Annotated in this window: 17 protein-coding genes; 12 read left to right on the top strand and 5 right to left on the bottom strand. The window is 63.5% G+C overall.

Annotated elements, in window-relative coordinates; genetic code table 11:
• Positions 1 to 28 precede the first annotated feature (28 nt).
• Positions 29 to 1876, bottom strand: coding sequence for a rhamnogalacturonan lyase (locus ACZ0BA_RS10960; RefSeq protein WP_463451311.1), 1848 nt, complete (start codon positions 1874 to 1876; stop codon positions 29 to 31).
• Between the two features lie 281 nt (positions 1877 to 2157).
• Here ACZ0BA_RS10960 and ACZ0BA_RS10955 point away from each other — a divergent pair, with 281 nt between their 5' ends.
• Positions 2158 to 2679 carry a sigma-70 family RNA polymerase sigma factor gene (locus tag ACZ0BA_RS10955; RefSeq protein ID WP_463451310.1) on the top strand — a complete coding sequence of 174 codons (522 nt, stop codon included), beginning with the start codon at positions 2158 to 2160 and terminating at the stop codon, positions 2677 to 2679.
• A gap of 37 nt (positions 2680 to 2716) precedes the next feature.
• Here the strand turns inward: ACZ0BA_RS10955 and ACZ0BA_RS10950 are convergent, their stop codons facing one another.
• A complete protein-coding gene (locus tag ACZ0BA_RS10950) occupies positions 2717 to 4861 on the bottom strand; it encodes a TonB-dependent siderophore receptor (RefSeq protein ID WP_463451309.1) in 2145 nt (714 codons plus the stop codon).
• Positions 4862 to 5124: 263 nt separating this feature from the next.
• Here ACZ0BA_RS10950 and ACZ0BA_RS10945 point away from each other — a divergent pair, with 263 nt between their 5' ends.
• Complete coding sequence (locus tag ACZ0BA_RS10945; protein WP_463451308.1) at positions 5125 to 5856, top strand: hypothetical protein; 732 nt, start codon at positions 5125 to 5127, stop codon at positions 5854 to 5856.
• A gap of 57 nt (positions 5857 to 5913) precedes the next feature.
• A complete protein-coding gene (galB, locus tag ACZ0BA_RS10940) occupies positions 5914 to 8424 on the top strand; it encodes a beta-galactosidase GalB (protein WP_463451307.1) in 2511 nt (836 codons plus the stop codon).
• A gap of 49 nt (positions 8425 to 8473) precedes the next feature.
• On the opposite strand, the gene ACZ0BA_RS10935 is transcribed toward galB, so the two are convergent.
• Positions 8474 to 8815 carry a hypothetical protein gene (locus tag ACZ0BA_RS10935; protein WP_463451306.1) on the bottom strand — a complete coding sequence of 114 codons (342 nt, stop codon included), beginning with the start codon at positions 8813 to 8815 and terminating at the stop codon, positions 8474 to 8476.
• 79 nt (positions 8816 to 8894) lie between these two features.
• Positions 8895 to 9185, bottom strand: coding sequence for a hypothetical protein (locus tag ACZ0BA_RS10930; protein ID WP_463451305.1), 291 nt, complete (start codon positions 9183 to 9185; stop codon positions 8895 to 8897).
• 215 nt (positions 9186 to 9400) lie between these two features.
• On the opposite strand from ACZ0BA_RS10930, the gene ACZ0BA_RS10925 reads away from it, so the two are divergent.
• The 3 genes from ACZ0BA_RS10925 (at position 9401) to ACZ0BA_RS10915 (ending at position 10679) form a co-directional block, all read left to right on the top strand.
• Complete coding sequence (locus ACZ0BA_RS10925) at positions 9401 to 9610, top strand: hypothetical protein (RefSeq protein ID WP_463451304.1); 210 nt, start codon at positions 9401 to 9403, stop codon at positions 9608 to 9610.
• A 25-nt stretch (positions 9611 to 9635) separates the two neighbouring features.
• Positions 9636 to 10061, top strand: coding sequence for a GNAT family N-acetyltransferase (locus ACZ0BA_RS10920; RefSeq protein ID WP_463451303.1), 426 nt, complete (start codon positions 9636 to 9638; stop codon positions 10059 to 10061).
• An 84-nt stretch (positions 10062 to 10145) separates the two neighbouring features.
• Positions 10146 to 10679, top strand: coding sequence for a DUF488 domain-containing protein (locus tag ACZ0BA_RS10915; protein ID WP_463451302.1), 534 nt, complete (start codon positions 10146 to 10148; stop codon positions 10677 to 10679).
• A gap of 43 nt (positions 10680 to 10722) precedes the next feature.
• Here ACZ0BA_RS10915 and ACZ0BA_RS10910 read toward each other — a convergent pair whose 3' ends face one another.
• Positions 10723 to 11505, bottom strand: coding sequence for a DUF2243 domain-containing protein (locus ACZ0BA_RS10910; protein ID WP_463451301.1), 783 nt, complete (start codon positions 11503 to 11505; stop codon positions 10723 to 10725).
• 204 nt (positions 11506 to 11709) lie between these two features.
• On the opposite strand from ACZ0BA_RS10910, the gene ACZ0BA_RS10905 reads away from it, so the two are divergent.
• The 6 genes from ACZ0BA_RS10905 to ACZ0BA_RS10880 are packed head-to-tail and all read left to right on the top strand — an operon-like array spanning position 11710 to position 19332.
• Entirely contained in the window at positions 11710 to 12762 is a 1053-nt protein-coding gene (locus tag ACZ0BA_RS10905) for a LacI family DNA-binding transcriptional regulator (RefSeq protein WP_463451300.1), read from the top strand.
• The gene (locus ACZ0BA_RS10900) at positions 12759 to 14027 is read left to right on the top strand and encodes an ABC transporter substrate-binding protein (RefSeq protein WP_463451299.1); all 1269 of its coding nucleotides are present in this window, start codon (positions 12759 to 12761) and stop codon (positions 14025 to 14027) included. The genes ACZ0BA_RS10905 and ACZ0BA_RS10900 overlap by 4 nt, the downstream gene beginning before the upstream one ends.
• Positions 14027 to 15097, top strand: a complete 1071-nt coding sequence (locus ACZ0BA_RS10895; protein WP_463451298.1) for a carbohydrate ABC transporter permease — start codon at positions 14027 to 14029, stop codon at positions 15095 to 15097. Before ACZ0BA_RS10900 ends, ACZ0BA_RS10895 begins: the two co-directional genes overlap by 1 nt.
• Positions 15094 to 15978, top strand: a complete 885-nt coding sequence (locus ACZ0BA_RS10890) for a carbohydrate ABC transporter permease (RefSeq protein ID WP_463451297.1) — start codon at positions 15094 to 15096, stop codon at positions 15976 to 15978. Before ACZ0BA_RS10895 ends, ACZ0BA_RS10890 begins: the two co-directional genes overlap by 4 nt.
• 22 nt (positions 15979 to 16000) lie before the next feature.
• Entirely contained in the window at positions 16001 to 16978 is a 978-nt protein-coding gene (locus tag ACZ0BA_RS10885) for a family 43 glycosylhydrolase (RefSeq protein WP_463451296.1), read from the top strand.
• Between the two features lie 47 nt (positions 16979 to 17025).
• Positions 17026 to 19332: a GH32 C-terminal domain-containing protein gene (locus ACZ0BA_RS10880; RefSeq protein ID WP_463451295.1), complete on the top strand. Its 2307-nt coding sequence runs from the start codon at positions 17026 to 17028 to the stop codon at positions 19330 to 19332.

The following is a 19332-nucleotide window of genomic DNA, read 5'->3' as shown; positions in this document are numbered from 1 at the left end:
CGTCGCCGACACCGCCCGCATCAAGTCATCACGGCGTATGCACCGGCTCCTGCACGAAGGCGCCCATGCCCGCGCCCAGATAGAAACTCGGATGCGGCGGCTGGTTGTAGCCGGCGTTCTGCGCCGCCACCTGCGCCCGGTACTGCGGGTTGTGCATTAAAGTTGGCAAGCGCGTCGCGGTCGGCGCCGTGGTGCTGTAAATCAGCAGCGCCGTGTTGGCGCTGTTGCGCCACACCACCTCCTCGCGCCAATCCCCCAGCAAATCGGCGCTCAACACCGGCGTCGCCTTGGTGCCGTTGTTGGACGCCGCGCCGGCATCGGCCGCATTCACCAGCACAGTCGAACTGCTGGTCGACGGATTCCACTTGCTGATCTGCGTGCCATCGAGCGCCTCGCGCAGCAAGTCGCCGTCCCACCACGCCGCGAAGTTCATCTGGCTCGGCCGATTGGTGCCGATCTGCACCCCTGTCGCGCTGCGCAAGCCGCCGCGGCTGCCCCAGCATTCCTCGCCGGGATAGGCCGGATCGATGTCCATGCACACGCCGCGTCCCACATCCACGCCTTCGCCGCTGGTGCCCCACAGCAGCGCGCCGGTGGCCGCGTTGTGCATGCCGGTGCCGCTGGCGCCGTAGCAGCTGGGCGTCTCGTGCACCATGTACACCTGCAAGCCGGCCAGGTTCGGATTGAATTTACCCACGTGCAAAGCATCGCCGTGGCACAGTCCCGTCGTGTACAGCAACTGCCCATAACTGTCGATGGTGGCCGCGCCGTAGACGATGTCGTCCTTGCCGTCACTGTTGACGTCGGCCACGCTGAACCAGTGCGCGCCCTGGCCGCGCGCTGCGCTGCCGGCGACGTCGGTGTCGAACACCCAGCGGCTCGTCAGCGCGCCGTCGCGCCAGTCCCAGGCGGCGATGACCGCGCGCGTGTAGTAGCCGCGCGAAAACACCGCGCTCGGACGCGCGCCGTCCAGGTTGGCCACGCCGCCGAGGAAGCGGTCGACCCGGTTGCCGTAGTTGTCGCCCCAGCTCGAGACGGTGCCACGCGCCGGCAGGTAGTTCGTGGTCTTCATTGCCTTGCCGGTCTGGCCGTTGAACACGGTGAGGAATTCCGGCCCGGTCAGGATGTAGCCGGCGCTGTTGCGGTGGTCGGCCGAGGCCGAGCCGATCGTCGCGCCGGTGCCGTCGACGGTGGCGTCGGCCGTCTTCATCATGACCTCGGCCTTGCCGTCGCCGTCGAAGTCGTAGGCCACCATCGTGGTGTAATGGGCGCCGGCGCGGATGTTGCGGCCCAGGTCGATACGCCACAGCCGCGTGCCGTCGAGTTTGTACGCGTCGACCAGGGTGTTGCCGGTGTAGCCGGACTGCGAATTGTCCTTGGCGTTGGTGGGCTGCCACTTGACGATGAGCTCGTAGGCACCATCGCCGTCGAGGTCGGCCGGGGTGCCGTCGTTGATCTCGTAAGTGTAGGCGATGCCGTCGGGCGAGGTGCCGCCGGCCGGGCGCTGCACCGGCACCGTCTTGTATGGCGCCGACCACGTGGCGCCGGCGCCGAAGCCGCTCTGTTCGGCACCGTTGACGACCGCGCGCACCGAATACGCGCTTGACGCGGTACCGCCGGCGTCGGTGTAGTTGAGCTGGCTCAACGGCGTGCTGTTGAGCTTGGTGCTACCGCGATAGACGTTGAACGCCACGCCGCCCGCGTCGGTGGCCAGCAGCCGCCAGCTGACGAACACGCCGCCCGGGGTCTGGATCGCCACCGCGCCGCGGTTGAGCAACTCGATCTGCTTGCCGGGCGAGGTGACGACGGCGCCGACCTGCGCGCAGCTGGACAGGGCCAGCGTGAAAATGACGGCGGGGACTTTTAAGGAAGACATGGATGCGACCTTTCAGTGTGATGGGGGCGGGGAGAGAAGCTCGGCAGGCTAGGTTATCGCAAAGACATTCATTCAAAGCATGTCCGGTATCTGGATTGGTGATTACTCATCAAGATGAGTAATGCGTGGCATTCCCACCACCGCCGCCCCGATGGCACCGCGCCCGGGTTGGCAAGCCGTCAAGAAATGATAGACATAATGATAAAAACAAATGATAATGATTCGCATTTATAAGTTAGCTTAAGATTAATCGTGCTGATTTGGCAAATGCGGAGGTTTTGATGTCGGCGGAGTTGCAACAACGGGTCCTTGGGGACATATTTATCGAACATCGAATGCGGCTGCGCCGCATCGCACGCAAGATCGTCGGCACCTCCCACATTGCCGACGAGGTGATGCAGGACGCCTATCTGAAGGTGGTCGAGATGACGGCGGTGCGCGAGATTCTCAAGCCGTTTTGCTATTGCTGTCAGGTGGTGCGCAACATGGCGCTCGACCATTGTCGCCGCCAGACGGTCGAGTCGTCCTACCGCATCTATCCGGACGACGGCGAACTGCCGCAGATAGCCGGCGGCAGCATTCCCGATCACCAGCTGCACGGCATGCAGGTCATTCATGCCATCGACCGCATCCTGTGCGGCCTGCCGTCGCGCACGCGACTTGTGTTCGAACTCTCGCGCCTGGGCGGCCTGACCCAGCGCGACATCGCCCGGCAGATCGGCTGCTCGGCCACCTTGGTCAACTTCATGCTGCGCGACGCCAGCCAAGCCATCGCCGGCTGCCGCGAGCTGGTCGACATCTAGGAAGCGGGCCTATCGCCGTCGCGCGCGTACTGGCGCGTTACCAGCGATAGCTGACGGATGCCTTCACGTTGCGCGACTCACCGTAAAAGCACGACGAAGGACAGCTGGTGTAAAACTGCTTGTCGGTCAGGTTGCTGACGTTGAGCGCAAGGCGCCACGGGCCGGTGGCATAGCTGGCCATGGCGTCGATGACGGTGTAGGCCGGCGCGACCACGTCGGTGTAGGTACTGGTGGTCTCACCCATATAGCGGGCGCCGGCGCCGATCTTCAGACCCGGAACGCCGAACATGCCGAAGCTGTAATCGCCCCACAGCGACAGCTGGTTGAACGGCACGCCGTTGGTGCGGTCGCCGACCTGGTCGGGGAACAACGGACTCGCCTTGGTCACGCGGGCGTCCGTGTAGGTGTAGGCAGCAAGCACCTGGGCGTTGCGGCCGACGCGTCCGCGCATCTCGAGTTCGAAACCGCGGGCGCGCACTTCGCCTTGCTGGCGCGCGAAGCGGCGGTCCAGCGCGTCCTGGGTCAGCACGTTGCTTTGGGTGAGTTGATAGGTGGCCGCCGACATCATCAGCGCGCCGCCAGCGGCCTGGTAGCGCACGCCGGCCTCGAACTGTTCGCCCTCGGTGGGCTCGAAGCGCTTGCCGTTGCGGTCCGTGCCGCTGGTGGGCGCAAACGACTGGCTGAAGCTGACAAATGGCGCCAAGCCGTTGCCGGCCAAATAGACGAGTCCGGCGCGACCGGTGAAGGCGTCGCTCTTCTCATGGTCGGCCGAGCACAGCGACGGGCTCCGGAAGTCGCATTCGGTCTGGCGCACCCAGTCCTGGCGCCCGCCCAGCAGCAGCACCCACTTGTCGGCAAATTTCATCTGGTCCTGGAAATACAGGCCCACCTGCTTTTCGCGGGTGCGGAAGCCGTACGAGTAGACGGCCGGCCCGAGCGCGCCGCCGTAGGCCGGCGCGTACAGGTCCAGCGTGCCGACCGCGCGGTCCGAGCGCTCGCTGGCGCGCTTGGTTACGGTGTAGTCCAGGCCGACGAGGGTGGTGTGGCCGACGCCGGCGGCGCGCCAGTCGTATTGCAGTGCGGTGTCGGAATTCAACCGCTTGGTGTGCTCGTCGCGGTCCTCGGCATAGCGCTTGATGTTGCGCTGGTCGGCTTCGTAGTTCGCCGCTGTGCCGATTGAGGCCCAGTCCTGGTCCATATGGTATTTGCGCAGGCTTTGGCGCAGTTTGAAGTGGTCGGTGAACGCGTGGTCGACGATGTAGCCGACCGAGTAGCGTTTGATGCGGACGTGATCGTAGCCTGGCTCGCCGGTGAAACGGTGGCGCGGGATCGCGCCATGCACGTTCGGGCGCAAGGTGCCCGGCGCGGGCAGGTCGTCGGCGCCGTAGTTGCTGCGGTCGCGCTGGAATTCCGACAGCAAGGTCACGCTGGTGGCGGCGGTGGGCTGCCAGGTGAACGCCGGGGCCAGGTAGGTGCGGTCGTCGCGCATGTAGTCGATGAAAGTGGCGCTGTCGCGTTGCAGGCCGGTGAGACGGTAGGTCCACGCGGCGTCCTCGCTGAGCTTGCCGGCGAAGTCGGCGGAGACCTGCTTGCGGTCGAAGGAGCCGACCTCGATGTTTAGCTCGCGCAGCGTTTCAGCCGTCCGGCGCTTGCTGACGGTGTTGAGCACGCCGCCGGGCGAGGACATGCCGTACAGGATGGAGGAGGCGCCCTTGAGCACCTCGATGCGCTCGAGGCCGTAGACTTCCTGCTGGCCGTCGAAGCGGTTGACCTGGTAGTTGGTGCCGTCGCGGAATGTCGACAGCAGCTGGAAGCCACGCAGCGTGATCTCGTCGCCGGTACGTTCCGGGCGCAGCACGCCACCCACCGAGTAGCCGAGCGCGCTGGCGATGCTGGCGGCCTTGAGCATTTCGATCTGCTCGGCGCCGATCACGCTGATCGATTGCGGCGTCTCGATGATGGGGGTGTCGGTCTTGGTGCCGGTGGCGCTGCGCTTGGCCGCGTAGCCAGCCACCGCACCGGTTGCCGTTTCCTGTTCGCCGGTCACGAAAACGATGGGCAGGGCGGTATCGGGCTGTGGGGCCGGCGGCGTGTCGGCCGCACCGGCCGCGCCGGAGTAGAGCAGACCGATCAGCCCGGCCTGGAGGGCGCGCGCGATCGGGGACAGTTGGGTGCGGGGCATTTCGTTTCGGTGCATAGGTAAGCTTTGAGATCGATTAATGGTGAGGAAGGTTGGAATGGCGAGCAGCGAGTTCCAATTTCACTGGCGCGGTTGCCAGATCCATTGAGGAGACGTCCCGGCGCGCCGTTTGTTTACCCAAACCCCGAAGAAATAAAATCGGATAACTTGCGGCGGGAGCAAAGCGCGCCGATTTCTGCATGTTCACGGGCTGCTCTATAATTCAAACGTTTCCATTAAGCCAAAAATAGCTTCAGGCCAATTCAATGACGTCCATCAGCCAGCCACTACCTTTCCGCGCGACCACCGAACAAGCTTGCGACTGGCTTGCGCAACAGGGCCTAAATGGCGCGCCCTGGACCCTGGCGCGCTTGATCGAGAGCGGTGTCACGCCCTACGTCTGGCTCGACTACGACGCCGCGTATCCCGAGCTGTTCGGCGACGCCAACGGCGGCTACGCGGCGCCGATTTTCTTCGAGGGCGATACCGCGCGTCTGGCGGCAGGCAGTGAGGACGTGCTGATCACCCTCACCAAGGACGCCTACAAGATCGTCACCAAGCTGCCGCCCCCGGGTTTCCGGCGTGCGCTGCACGAGTTGCGCTTCCAGAAGAAGGATCTGGAACAGCTGGCCGCGCGGCTCAAGCGCGAGGCGCAACCGCAGCCGGTCAAGATTGAAGGCGTCAAGGAATCGCAGGACGGCATCGGCCGCGACGAGATCCTGGCCGCCTTCGATGGCTTGGCCCGGCTCGATCTGGCGCAGTCGCTCGAGGACGGCATCGGCATCTTCGGCGACGACGGCGCCCGCGTGAAAGGCAGCGGCGGCAAGGGCAAGAAGAACAAGCACAACACCTTGTGGAATCCCGTAACCCTGGCACTGGGCTTGAACGAGGTGTACCGCGTCCCCGTGCCCCGCCTGAAAAAGGCGTTCGCCACGCATGATTTTCTGTATGCATGGCGGGCGGACTGGGAACTGTCGCTGACCTTGCTGAACAAATAAGGTTTTACCCCACCCCGGCACCACGCTTTTATCCATCGACTCTTTTTAACGGACCCTATGAGATATTTACGCTACCTGTTGCTGCTTACCGCCGTCGCCTTCAGCCTCAACGCTCCCGCCCGTGCGGAAGAGCGCGCCGTGCGCGAGCGGATTTCCTTCAATGCCGACTGGCGCTTTATCAAGGGCGAGCCTTCGGGCGACGTCAGCGGCGCCGGGTTCGACGACAGCCGCTGGCGCAAGCTCGACCTGCCGCACGACTTTGGCATCGAAGGCCCGTTCAAGCAGGAGTACGAGGGCGAGACCGGCAAGCTGCCGTGGTGGGGCGTGGCGTGGTACCGCAAGCACTTCGCCGCCCCCGCCGCAGACGCCGGGCGCCGGGTCTTCATCGATATCGATGGCGCGATGTCCCACGCGACCGTGTTTCTCAACGGGCAGAAGGTCGGCGGATGGCCCTACGGCTACTCGTCGTTCCGCCTGGAACTGACGCCGTATCTGAAGCCGGGCGCGCAAAACGTGCTGGCGGTGCGCATCGACAACCCGGAGGATTCGTCGCGCTGGTATCCGGGCGGGGGGATTTATCGCAACGTGTGGCTGGTGAAGACGACGCCGCTACACGTGGCCAACAACGGCATCTTCGTGCTGACGCCGACGGTGTCCGCCGACGCCGCCACCGTCGAGATCCGCGCGACCCTGGATAATCAGGGCGCCGACGCCGAGGCCAAAGTCAGCACCGCTGTCTACGCGCTGGACGCGGCCGGCCGCCGCACCGGCGCCGCGCTGGCGCAGACCGCCGTCTCGGCCGCCGCCAAGATCGTGGCCGGCAAGCAGGCGATTCTGACGCAGTCGCTGCAACTGGCGCGTCCGCAATTGTGGAGCCTGCGTTCGCCCAAGCGCTATGTGGCTGAGACCACGGTGACGGCCAAGGACCAGGTGGTCGACGTGGTCGAAACGCCGTTCGGCGTGCGCACGATCGCCTTCGACGCGGCGCGCGGCTTCCTGCTCAACGGTGAGCGCGTGATGCTGCAAGGCGTCAGCCAGCACCACGATCTGGGTGCGCTGGGTGCGGCGCTGAACGTGCGCGCGCTGGAGCGCCAGTTCGAAATTCTGCAGGACATGGGAGTCAACGCCATCCGCACCACGCACAATCCGCCGGCGCCCGAACTGCTGGAGCTGGCCGACCGCATGGGCATGCTGATCATCGTCGAAGCGTTCGACGCCTGGCGCATTCCCAAGACCAAGAACGACTACGCCACGCTGTATGACGCCTGGCACGAAAAAGACCTGCGCGCGATGGTCCGGCGCGACCGCAACCACCCGAGCGTAATCGCCTGGAGCATCGGCAACGAGATCATGGAGCAGGGCCAGCCGGAGGGCTGGAAGGTGGCCGTGCATCTGGCCGATATCGTCCGCAGCGAAGACCGTTCGCGTCCGACCACGGCCGGGTTCAACAAGGTCAACTCCGGCTATGACGGCTTCCAGACCGCCATCGACGTGTTCGGCTACAACTACAAGCCTTCCGAGTACGGCCGCCTGCATCAGAGCGCGCCTTACCTGCCGCTGTATGGCAGCGAAACGTCGTCCACCGTCAGCTCGCGCGGCGAGTATTTCTTCCCCGTCAGCGACGACAAGACCAAGGGCGCGTTCAACTTCCAGGTCAGCAGCTACGATTTGACGGCGCCGCCGTGGGCCTGGTCGCCGGACGTCGAGTTCGCCGGGATCGACAACAATCCCTTCGTTGCCGGTGAATTCGTGTGGACCGGGTTCGATTACCTGGGCGAGCCGACGCCGTACAACGACGACGCCACCAATGTCTTCAACTTTACCGATCCGGCCCAGCAGCAGGCCGCCGCCAGGGAGTTGGCCGAGCTGCGCAAGATCAAGATGCCGTCGCGCAGTTCCTATTTCGGCATAGTCGATCTGGCCGGGTTCAAGAAGGACCGGTTCTATCTATACCAGGCGCGCTGGCGGCCGGAGCTGCCGATGGCGCATCTGCTGCCACACTGGAACTGGCCGGAGCGCGTCGGGCAGGTGACGCCGGTGCATCTGTACACGTCCGGCGACGAGGCCGAGTTGTTCCTCAACGGCCAGTCGCTGGGACGCAAGAAGCGCGGTCCGCGCGACTACCGCCTGCGCTGGGATGATGTGGTGTACAAGCCGGGCACCTTGCGCGCGGTGGTCTACAAGCAGGGCAAGCCGTGGGCCGAGGACACGGTGCGCACCACGGGCGCGGCGGCCAAGCTGATGCTGAGCGCCGACCGCAAGGCGCTGAGCGCCGACGGCAAGGACTTGTCGTTCGTGACCTTGACAGTCGCCGACAAGGACGGGCTGGCGGTGCCGCGCTCGCATAACAAGGTCAAGTTCACGGTCAGCGGTCCGGCTGAGCTGGTCGCTACCGACAATGGCGACGCCACCAGCCATGTGTCGTTCCAGTCGCCGGAGCTGCCGGCGTTCAACGGCCTGGCGCTGGGGATCGTGCGGACACGGGCGGGGCAGGGCGGCAAGATTGTCGTCACCGCCACCAGCGACGGGCTCGGCACGGCGACGGTGGAGTTGAGCAGCAAGCCCTGATACGACAGTCCGATAGCCGCTGCAATCGACGGTAGCCGGCCTGGATCGCTTAAAAAGTGCTCTTGGCCGCGCCGTGGGCGGGGTCGACGTCGATCCCGCCGTTGTGTTCCAAAATCGCCGCTGCCCGCTCCAGCTGGGCGGCATCGGCAACGGTCACCGTCATCATGCACAAATCCCCCCGGGCGGCGGGCTTGTACACGTCCTCGTAGTCGGAGCCGCCCTTGACGGCGGGCGAGTCGCCCACATAAAAATTGCTTTCGGCGGGGCCCGCCTCGTCGGTGGTTACATTGACATCGATGCCGTCCCTGTCGAAGCCCTCGGCCAGCAAGCCCTTGCGGGCCGCTTCGGCGGCTTCGAACGTCGGCAACATGCGTACGATCTGGTTGTTCATGGTTTCTCCACTGTTGCGGTGATGGCGGCCTTGCATCTATTGTCGGGCTCCCGCCGTCGTTGAACGGTCGCCGTCACTGCTAGGGCGTCGGCTGGTTTTTTTTGTCGAGCTTTTTGGTCAGATTGCCGCCGCCGCCGCTGCCGCCGGTCATGCCGCTCTGGCCCAGGCCGACGTCATGCAGGTCGCCGCCATTTTCGCCGCCCATGCCGCCGGAGTGCTGGCCGCCGTGGCCGGCTTCTTTTGGATGGCTGCCGCCCTTGTTGAAGCCCTGGCCGCTATCTGCGCCCTCGGTACCGGAATGCTCGGTTCCGCTCAAGCCATCGGTGGCGCCTTGGCCGCCAACGGATTGCTGGTGATTGTCGTTGCTCATTGCCGTCTCCTGAAAGTTGGGTGAAAGGATCATCCTAACTGTCGTTGCCGTGCCGGCCTATCAGCGCAACGCTGCCCGGCAAGTAGGCGAAAATTTACACGGACTGTCTTTGCTGACTAAACAACAAAATCTTGATTTGCTAATTATACAACTTGCATCGTACACTTTAGTACGCCCAGTGATGGCGCTCGGACTAAACAATACGGAGATAAAACATGGCAATAAGCAAGGCGTGCACCGAATGTGGCGGCAACGAGCATTTTGCAAAAGAAGTGTCGCCAGGTGCCACGGGCGAACTGCTGCCGATTGGCAGCCTGCACGGCCCAAGGTACCGAGTTGTCGTCTGCGGAGTTTGTGGGCTGACGCGCTGGTTCGTACCTGAACGTTTCTTACCGCTAGTAAAAGAGAAATTTGAAGCGGAATGATTGTCACACGCCTAGAGGAGGTACTTTGAAACAAAGTGTCATTGTTGTGAGTGATAGCGTGGATCCAGTGTTCGAAGACGCGATCGGTAAGGGATTGGATGAATTTAACCTGAAGGCTACGGGATTAAGCGACCGGCGCCCCTTGTGTGTGATGGTGAAGGATCCCGACAGCGATGAAGCGCTCGGGGGAATTGTGGGCCGCACTTCACTTGGCTTGGCGTTTTTGGATCTTTTACACCTTCCAGCGTCGCTTCGTGGCTCGGGCATCGGTACGAAAATCCTCCGGGCATTTGAAGATGAGGCGCGTGAACGGGGTTGTCGTTCAGCAGTGCTTTACACCATCAGCTTCCAGGCACCCGGCTTCTACGAAAAAAATGGATGGGTAGCTTTTGGCGAGATCGAATCGGAGCAGGAGGGTGTCAGCCGCATTTTCATGAGCAAAAAGCTGTAGTTCGCTTCAGGGGCGGGACCATGCGGTGCGCTTCGCGGCGTGCCCCCGTGTCAGAATGCTCTATCGCCACCGTGAACTATAGGTATGACACCGGAACTCGTCTGCACCATCGGCCATTCAAACCGCACTATCGAAGACTTTGTCGGCCTGCTGTGGCAGAACGGCATCGGCTGCCTGCTCGACATCCGTACCATTCCCAAATCGCGCCACAATCCGCAGTTCGGGCAGGAGCAACTGGCGGCATCGCTGGCAGACGCCGGCATCGAATACCGCTATCTGGGCGGCCTTGGCGGGCTGCGCCGCCCGCACGCCGATTCCCCGAACGCCGGTTGGCGCAACATGTCGTTTCGCGGCTATGCCGACTACATGCAGACCGAAGAGTTCGCGGCCAACGTCGACGCGGTGATTGAGATCGGCCGCAGCAGACCGTGCGCGCTGATGTGTGCGGAAGCGGTGCCGTGGCGCTGCCATCGTTCGCTGGTGGCCGATGCCTTGTTGGTGCGTGGCGTGCCTGTGGACGATATCATCGACGCACGCGGTCGGCGTCCGCACAAGCTGACGCCGTTCGCCCGGGTGGACGGGCTGCGCATCACTTATCCGCCCGAGTTGCCCGCATAGATCGCTTGTGCCTTCGATGCCCGTCTGCTGATGCATCGCGTTGTCAGATGTTTTTTCGAACCGTAGTCCAGTTGACGCAGCCCACGCCCCCGACAGTGCCTCCAACGAGCATGGCGCCATGCCGATAAAACCGGTTTTTATGTTCCGGCGCGACGGCTACCACCACGACCCCCATGGCGCGGTCGGTCCATACCAACCGCGCGTCGGTCGCCTTCAAGGCGGCGAAGACGTCACGCGGCTCGGCGCCATAGCCGAACACAACAGTTGTGAATTTGCTTTCAGGTGCGGGCTGCAATGCCCAGGTGCCTGCGCCGGCCGCGCCCGCAGTGATCAACATCAGCGCTACGGCAGAGTTGCGCAGGTGAGCGGCATTGGTTCGGTACACCCACCAGGCCGCGATGACAGGAAGCACGCCGAAAGCCGTTAGCCAGATGAGATCCCACATCAAAGGCTCTCTGTCGAGGCGCACCCGGTGGATGCCCATGATCCAGTGCGCCAACCCGATGTCTACCCAGTTCCAGATACCAAAGCCGAGTAATACAGAACCGATCAGCGCGCTGCCCCATGCTCCGCTGGTAGCGTTTCTCGAACGCCAAAGGCCCCAAAGTCCAACAACGGCAAGGACGTACATCAGCACGTGGAAATAGCCGTCCCACAAGATCTGCAGGCGGATGTCGTCCATCCCTTCCACCAGGCTGAGGAAGTGGTGCCACTGAAGCACCTGATGCAGCAAGATGCCATCGAAAAATCCGCCAAGGGCGAAGCCAAGCACGAAGCCCCACCTGGCCCAGGGAGTGTTCAGAAAAGAAGCAATAGTGTTAGCCATGTTACCTCCTGATTGACATCGGCGGATTCTATCCGAGCTCACTTCGGCTACTTAGCCCATTACGTTAAAGAAAAAGCACTATTCGATATTTTTGTTGACGGCAATCCCCGGAATCCATATCATTTGCAAAACAAATGACAACGTTGGACATTTTGCGGAAGACAGCAATGTCCAGAGGGTGTTGCAAATGATTAAGGAGACTGTGTGGCAACGATTCACGATGTGGCGGAGAAGGCGGGCGTATCCATCAAAACCGTCTCGCGCGTACTCAACGGCGGGACCGAGGTGTCGGAGAAAACCCGCACCCGTATCGAGCAAGCCATGCGCAGCCTGGAATTTACGCCGTCGGCGGCCGCGCGCATGCTGCGGGGCCGTCCGACCGGGCTGGTTGCCGTCATCGCCGAGAAGCTGACCACGACGCCCGATTCGTCCGAGATCATCAAAGGCATCCAGCTCGTGTGCGAACAATTGGGCAAGGTGATGCTGATCGGCGAGACCGGCGGCCATGCCGATGTCGCCAACCGGCTGGTGGCCGACATGCGCGAGCGGCGTGTCGAGGCGATCCTGTTCGCCACGCCGTTCCATCGCGAGGTCACCGTCGAGCCGCTGCTGGGTAGTACACCGACCGCGCTGGCCAACTGCTTCGAGGCGCCGGGACGCTACACGCAGGTGGTGCCCGACGACGAGGGCGGTGGCCACGCGGCGGCGCAGATCGTGCTGCAGCGAGGGCACCGCGAGATCGCCTTTCTGCAGCTGATACCCGGCATGGTGGCGACCGGGTTGCGCCTGCGCGGTTTCGAGCGCGCGATGCGCGAGCATGGTGTCACCCCGAATCCGGATTGGCTGATCCACGGCGCCGAGGCGGGCGACGCGGACGAGTTCTCGCACCTGACCGACGCTGTCGACCGTCTCTTCGCCGACGACCACCGGCCCACCGCCATCCTGTGCGGTAACGACAAGATGGCCATGCGCGTCATCTTCATTTTGCAGCGGCGCGGCTTGCGCGTGCCGGCCGACGTGTCGATCGTCGGCTTCGACGACTTCCGGCTGATCTCCGAGGCGCTGGACCCTGGCCTGACCACCGTCGCGCTGCCGTATCGCGAAATCGGCGAGCTGTCCGGCCGTTTTGTGCTGGAACAATCGTCGGCGTCGGCCACCACCATTCGCGTGCCGTGTGTGCCGGTCATGCGCGGCACCGTCGCCGCGCCGTCGGCCAGCGCGGTCAAGGCGCTGCAGGCGATGAAGGCCAAGCGATGAGGCGCGTTTCGATGGCGGCCCTGCTGGTCTCGGCCGCGCTGCCGGTGCTGGCCGCGCCCGTGCAAATCAAACTATGGCGCCACGATACCGGCGACGCCGAAATGGCCTCGGGCAGGGCGGCCGTGGAGCGGTTCAATCGCGCGCAGCAGAACTGGAAAGTGGTGGTCGAGGCGATTCCGCAAGGTTCCTATACCGAGTCGATCACTGCGGCGTCGTTGGTTGGGCAGCTGCCGTGTATCATCGCCATGGACCAGCCGACCGTGCCTAACTTCGCCTGGGCCGGCCATGTGCGCGCGCTCGACGCGTTGCTGCCAGCCGATGCAGTCGCCAAGCTGCTGGAGGGCGGCCGTGGAACCTACAAGGGCCAGTTGTATAGCGTGGGGCAGTTCGATGTGGCGCTGGCGCTGTTTTCGCGTCGCTCGCAGCTGAATGAACTTGGCGTGCGCGTGGCGACAATGGAGCAGCCTTATACGGCGGCCGAGTTCCATGACGTGCTCGCCAAAGTCAAGAAGAGTGGCCGTTATCGCTTTCCGCTGGATCTGAATGGCCGCTTCAAGGGCGAGTGGTACAGCTACGCGTTCTCGCCCTGGCTGCAAAGCGCAGGCACCGACCTGATAGACCGTGACGGCTACGTGCGCGTTGATGGAGTGCTCAATAGCGATGCGGCGGTGGCCATGGGCCGCTATTACGGCCGCCTGTTCAAGGACAAGCTGGTCGAGCGCATTCCCGCCGACGACAAGGCTTTCGAACAGGGACGCTCCCTGTTTCACTACACCGGCTCGTGGAAGGCGCGCGAGTATAGCGAACAATTCGGCGCCGACCTGGTGGTGATGCCGCCGCCGGATTTCGGCCGTGGCCCCAAGATCGGCGCGGCTTCCTGGCAGTGGGGCATCACGCGCAGCTGCCGCCAGCCCGAAGGCGCGGCGGCCTTCCTGGCGCACTTGATATCACCGGCGGAAATCGCCGCCGCGTCGCGCGATACTGGTCTCGTGCCGGTGAGCGCCGAAGGGGCGGCGTTGACCGAACATTATCGTCCGGGCGGCGACTGGCGCATCTACTTCGAGTTTGCCAAGCGCTATGCGGTGTCGCGGCCCGCCACTCCGGCCTATCCGGCGATGTCGTCGGCGTTTGAAAAAGCGATGGCCGATATCCGCAGCGGCAAGGACGCCACCGAGGCATTCGATGAGGCGGTCGAGGCGATGGAACACAATATCTCGCGCAACAACGGCTACGGTTTCGCCGCGCGTAAAACGGGAGGCGGCTGATGAAATCCAAACTTGGCAGGGAAAATCCGCTTGCGGTGGCGGCCTTCGCCTCGCCGGCGCTGCTGCTGTTCGCGCTGTTCGTCGTGCTGCCGATGTTGCTGGCCGCCGGCGCCACCATGACCAATCATCGATTGATGTCGCCCGAGCCGACCAGGTATGTGGGATTGGATAATTATCGGCGCCTGCTGGCGCTGAATGTCGCCGTCGTCGATCCGCTGCGCGACGCGCAGGGCAACGCCGTGCGGGACGAGGAGGGCGTGCGCTATCCAACCTGGCGTCAGATCCGCAAAGAAAAGCCGGCGCTGGAAGGCTATCGTCCCGCCTTCCAGATCGATATCGGCGAATCGCGCATCGTGCTGGCGGCCACCGATCCTTTGTTCTACCGGTCATTGATCAATACCTTCCTGTTCGCGGCATTGGTGCTGCCGTTGCAGTGCGGGGCGGCGCTCGGCCTGGCGATCCTGGTCAACCAGAAAATTTGTGGACGGGTATTTTTCCGCACCGTGTACTTCGCGCCCGTGGTGACGTCGATGGTGGTCGCTTCCATCGTCTGGGCGTTCATGCTCAATACCGATCGCGGCATGCTCAATGAACTGCTGCGTGGTTTGCTGCACGATCCCGACGCGGGGCCGGACTGGCTGGGCGACAGCCGCTATGCATTGCCCGCCATTGCGTTGATGTCCGCATGGCAGGGCGCCGGCTTCCAGATGCTGGTGTTCCTGGCGGGCCTGCAATCGATCTCGCACGAGTTGTACGAAGCTGCCACCCTGATGGGCGCCAATGCCTGGCAGCGTTTCGTGCACGTGACTTTGCCGGGTCTGCGCAACACCATCATCTTCGTGCTGGTGTCGACCACTTTGCTGGCGTTCGGCCTGTTCACGCAGGTGGATGTAATGACCTCCGGCGGCCCGCTCGATTCGACGACGACGGTGGTGTACCACGCGGTGCGCAGCGGCTTCAAGGAGCAGGACGTGGGCTACGGCTCGACGATCACGCTGGTGTTCTTTGTCATCGTGCTGGCGCTGTCGGCGTTGCAGCGGATGCTGGTCTCGAAGGGAGACGCGAAATGAATGTGAAAACGAGCCGCACCCTGCGCGATATCGCGCTGTTCATCGGCATGAGCGCCATCGGCATCGTATTTATCGCGCCGCTGTTGTTCATGTTCGTGTCGTCCTTCAAGGGCGACAATGCGATATTCGCCAATTTGAACAGCTGGTCGGCGTATCTGCCGTCGGCGACATGGTCGATGCAAAACTATAGAGCGGTGTTCGAGAAGAGCGACTTGCCGTCCTTCCTGCTCAACTCCACGCTGATCGCGGCGCTGATCGTCGTCGGTGGCATCATCATCAACAGCATGCTGGCGTTCTCGATCGCGCGCATGCGCTGGCGCGGACGCAATCTCGTGCTGGCGCTGGTGGTCGCGATGGTGATCGTGCCGTTCGAGGTCATCGCCATTCCGCTGCTGTCGCTGGTTGCCAAGCTTCCGTGGCCGGCCATCGAACATGGCCAATTGGTGATGCACACGGGCTGGTTCAACAGCCTGCATGTGCAGGTGATCCCGTTCCTGGCGAATGCCTTCTGCGTGTTCCTGTTCTATCAGTTCTTCCGCGATATCCCGCCGGAGCTGGACGAGGCGGCGAAAATGGACGGCGCCGGTCCGTGGACCGTGTACGCGCGAATCATCATGCCCAACAGCGGTCCGGTGATAGCCACCGCCGCCATTGTGCTGTTCATCTCAGCGTGGAACCAGTACCTGTGGCCGATCATGGTGATACAGGGCGAGGCGTTCCGCCCGGTGCAGCCGGGCATACAGCAATTCTTCGGACGCACCAATTCGTGGGGGCAGATCATGGCCTACGCATCGGTGATTACTCTACCCGTGCTCGCGGTGTTCCTGGCGTTCCAGCGGCAGTTCGTCGCATCGGTCGCCGGCACAGGCATCAAGGGCTAACAGGGCTAACTTTGGACTACACATGACACTTAAACTGAACGACAAATTCATCTGGGATTTCTGGCACTTCGAGGAGGCGGGCGAGCAGCACCTGTTCTTCCTGCAGGCCAACCGCTCCATCGGTAACCCGGACCTGCGCCACTGGAACGTCTCGATCGGCCACGCGGTTTCGCAGGACCTGCGCAACTGGACTTCGCTCGGCACCGCGTTCGGCCCATCGGCGTCGCCGGCGTGGGACGATTTCACCACCTGGACCGGCTCCGTGATCAAGGCCGAAGGGCGCTATCACCTGTTTTACACGGGCACCTGCCGCGCCGAAAACGGCATGCGTCAGCGTATCGGCCATGCCACGTCCGATAGCCTGGACGGCCCGTGGGAACGCGTCGGCACTGGTCTGGCGCTGGATCTGGACGAGCGCTATTACGAAGAACACGAACAAGGCCGCTGGCACGACCGTGCCTTGCGCGACCCCTGGGTGCTGGCGGAGAAAATCGACGGCCAATATCACATGTTCTATACCGCGCGCCGCAACGACGGTCCGCTTTATGCTCGCGGCGTTATCGGCCATGCGGTGTCGCCGGATCTCGTGACCTGGACCGCGACGGCGCCCGTTTATGCAGGCGGTCACTATGGCCAGCTGGAAGTGCCGCAGGTGTTCGAGCGCGACGGCCGCTGGTACTGCGTGTTCTGTAACGTCGCCGCCCATTGGACCGAAGAGATGCGCGCGCAGCACAATGGCGGCGTCTCCGGCACCCATTATCTGGTGGCGGACAATCCGCTCGGACCTTGGCAGCCGGCGCCCGGTTTCCTTGATGGCGAAATCCCATGCCGCCGCTACGCCGGGAAGATACTGCGCGATCCGCTGACCGGCAACGACAGCCTGATGGCGTTCGAGGACACCGGCGCGGACGGACAGTTCGTCGGCCAGATCTGCGATCCGATCCCGCTGCGCATGGAGAACGGCCTGTACGCGATCGACGATTCTCCGGCGCTGAAATGACAACGATAGACAGTCGTATATAAAAATAGAATGCTGGAGGAGACAATATGAATTATCACCACGCCATCGCCGGCCTGCTGTTTGCGGCTTCGATGGCCGCCACGCAGGCCATGGCTGCCGCTGACGCACCGCCGCTGGCACGCTGGGGACTGGACGAACAGCGCGGCAACCAGACCGTCGAACAGCTGTCCGGACGCAGCGACCAGGTGAACTATGTGTTCAACCGTGCGCGCTTCAAGCCCGACTCGGCGCCTTTGTGGCGGCCGGCGGCAAGCTGCATCCATCAAGGCTGCCTGCTGTTTGACGGCTATTCCACCGACGTGACAGCGCCCGCGCTGACCAGCGCACAACTGCGGGGCGGCTTCACCTTGAGCGCATGGGTGGCGCCGCACGCTTTCGAATGGGGCGACGGCGGGCATTATTCCGCCTTCGTCAGCCAGTTCGACGCGGGCGCCAAGCAGGGTTTTTCGTTTGGCGTCTACCGTTTCGGCACCTGGGGCATCAAGGTGGGCGTCGGTGGCGCAGTCACCGATGTGCGGGTCGACGATCGCAAGCTGCCGCGCGATACCTGGTCGCACGTGGCCGCGAGCTACGATCCGGTGGCGCGGCGAGTGGCGCTGTTTTTGAACGGTGAACCGGTCGCCGACAAGGTGCTGCCTTCCGGGGGATCGTTCGCCATGCCGGAACGCCCGCTGACCATTGGCCGCCACTCGCAGCCGGAGCAGATCGGCGGCGTTTTCAAACTGAATACCTTCCTCGGACTGATGGACGAGGTGCGTATCGGCGCCGGTCCATCCGATGCCGCAGCGCTTGCAGCAATCGTCGCCGCAGATCTGGCGCCGCACGCGGGCAAGGCGCCCAAGCTGTCTGCCGCCGATGTGAACATCCCGGCGAGTACCTTCGACGGCGATCGCCACCGCCCGCAGTACCACGTGATGCCCGACGCGGGCTGGATGAACGAGCCGCATGCGCCGTTCTACTATCAGGGCCAATACCATCTGTTCTTCCAAAAGAATCCATTTGGCCCGTTCTGGCATCAGATCCATTGGGGGCATTGGGCTAGTCCGGATATGGTCCATTGGCGCGAACTGCCCATCGCGTTGGCGCCCGAAGATGACGGCCTGGCGACCGACGGTATTTGGTCCGGCAGCGCCACCTACGCCGCCGATGGAACGCCCGTGTTGTTCTTCACCGCAGGTAACGACAAGGCGCGGCCAAACCAGCGCACCGGCATGGCGACGCCTTGTAATGTCGGCGACCCTGACCTGACCTGCTGGAAGAAGCATCCAACGCCAGTCACCTTGCAGAAGGAGGGCATGGGCCGCTTCGGCGAGTTCCGCGATCCGTTCGTGTTCCGTGATGGCGACCGCCAGCGCTGGTTCCAGCTGGTCGGTTCGGCGCTGCCGGGACGCAGTGGCACTGCGCTGGTCTACGAATCGGCGGATTTGATCAACTGGAAGCCGCGCGGCCCGCTGTTTTCAATCGATGCCAAGCCTTACCCCGACTTTGAAAAAACCTGGGAGCTGCCGGTGCTGCTGCCGATTGGGAAAGGTGCGGATGGCCGCGAGCGGCACGTGTTCCTGAACGACGTGCGCGGCCAGGCCTATTACTGGATCGGCGTGTTCGACGCCGCCAGTGCGCGCTTCAAACCCGATAGCGAAGCTCCGCGCGTGTTCGATGTCGGACAGGGGCACTTCTCTGGCCCGAGCGGGTTTATCGATCCCAAAACCGGCCGTTCGATCGTGTTTTCGATCGCGCAGGGCGAACGTTCACTGCGCGACGAGTGGGATGCCGGCTGGGCGCACAACGGCGGCTTGCCCATCGCACTATCGCTTGGGTCGGACGGCGATCTGCGGCTCGCGCCTATCTCCGAACTGGCCAGCCTGCGCCGCCGCCAATTGCTGGATCTGCGCGACGTCGGCGTGGCCGATGCCGCCAAGGCGCTGGCAGAGCTGCACGGCGATGGACTCGAGATCGAACTTGAGCTGGCGCCTTCCTCCCAGGTTGCCCGGCGCGGTTTGAGTGTGCGGGTGGCTCCCGGCCGTGCCGAGGCGACCGATTTGTACGTCGACGGCGCCGCGCGTCGTCTGGAAATCGACCGCATGCGTTCGACCGAAGGGAAATCTTACGGCGTGCAGGGCGGCACCTTCGACCTGGGATCGCAGAACCTGCGTCTGCGCGTCTTCCTGGACCGCTCGATGGTGGAGGCTTATGTCAATGAGCGTAAGAGCCTAACCAGCCGCGCCTACCCAACCCGTGCCGACGCCGACGGGCTGGCGCTGCTGGCGGCGCCCGGCGACCGCATCGTCGCGCTCAAGGTGTGGACGATGGGCGCCACAGTGAAAGGAAACTGA

Source organism: Duganella sp. AC917, from assembly GCF_979258245.1.
The sequence above is the reverse complement of the archived record's forward strand: the minus strand, read 5'-3'. Positions and strand labels throughout refer to the sequence as shown.